2 protein-coding genes are annotated in these 1,185 nt (G+C 63.5%); both read left to right on the top strand.

All coding sequences use genetic code 11. The features are described 5' to 3' along the window. Nucleotides 1–452: sigma-70 family RNA polymerase sigma factor (locus tag AAAB16_RS17120; protein WP_340664406.1), on the top strand; the 452-nt coding region annotated here is incomplete at its 5' end. Beyond that, the coding region (locus AAAB16_RS17115) for a FecR domain-containing protein (protein WP_340664405.1) at nucleotides 449–1,185 on the top strand (737 nt) is incomplete at its 3' end. The genes AAAB16_RS17120 and AAAB16_RS17115, both read left to right, overlap by 4 nt.

The raw sequence follows: 1,185 nt of genomic DNA, 5'->3' as shown, positions 1-1,185 counted from the left end.
AAGTGGGCTGCCGGGCGACAGCGGCGGACCTGGTTCAAGACCTTTTCCTGCGTTTTTGGCGCCGCCCGCATGTGCAGGTAGAAGAACTCAGCACCTACCTGCTGCGGTGTGCGCGCAATATGGCCATTGATCATTTGCGCAGCGAAAGCTCGCGCAATCGCAGCGAAGGTGGCTTGCTGGAGGAACAATTAAGCGAGCCCAGCGCCCCCGAAGCGGCATTGGCTGCCCGCTACGATTTGCAGCAAGTCGACCTCGCCCTGCGCAGCCTGCCGGAGCGCACCCGGCATATTTTTTTGCTTAACCGCGTACACGGCCGCACCTATGGCGAGATCGCCAAAGCCATGCAGTTGTCCCAGAGCGCCGTGGAAAAACATATGATGCGCGCCCTGGATGCCTGTAAAGCGAGCCTTAATACGCCCGTCGGCATCGCCAAACCTGTGTGTGATCAATGAGCCGTTCAGCCCACCTGCGGGAAGTGCCCGCCGCCCCGTCTTCCCCCGAGCAGGTTGCCCTGGCTTGGCATGACGTGCTGCGCGGGCAACCCACGGCGAGCGAGCGCGCTGCGTTTGATCAATGGCTGTACGCCGAGCCGGCGCATGTTGAAGCCTATGCCCAGGTGCAGGCGTTGTGGGCCGCCACTGAGGTGCCGGCGCAGCGCTTGGCTGAGGAAGAGGCGGCCTCACTGAGTCTGTATTTGCAGGCCATGAACCCACCGCCACGTCGCGTCCGGCGCCTGTGGCTCGGCTCGCTGGCGATGGCGGCCAGCGTGTTGCTGATGCTCGGTCTACTGGGATGGCAACCTCAGCGTTGGCTAGATTCGATGCGCGCCGACTATGTGTCGGCACCGGGCCAGTTGCGGCAAATTACCCTGGCTGATCAATCCGTGGTGTTGCTGGATGCCGATAGCGCGATACGCGTGGTGTTTAGCGAGCAGCAGCGGCGCATCGAGCTGCTGCGTGGCGCCGCCTATTTCCAGGTCAGCCATACCGGCCAACCTTTTATCGTCAGTGCGGCGCAGGGCGAGGCGCGGGTATTGGGCACCCAGTTTGAAGTGCGCCTGCAACCGCGCGGCGCGCAGGTAACCGTGCAGTCCGGGCGCGTGGCCGTTACCGCACAACCTGATGCCCAGGCCCAAGTGCTCACGGCCAACCAGCAAATCAGCTATGAGCAGGGCGTGGCCGCGAC

It is taken from the genome of Pseudomonas sp. (genome assembly GCF_037994325.1).
Lineage (GTDB): Bacteria > Pseudomonadota > Gammaproteobacteria > Pseudomonadales > Pseudomonadaceae > Aquipseudomonas.
The sequence above is the reverse complement of the archived record's forward strand: the minus strand, read 5'-3'. Positions and strand labels throughout refer to the sequence as shown.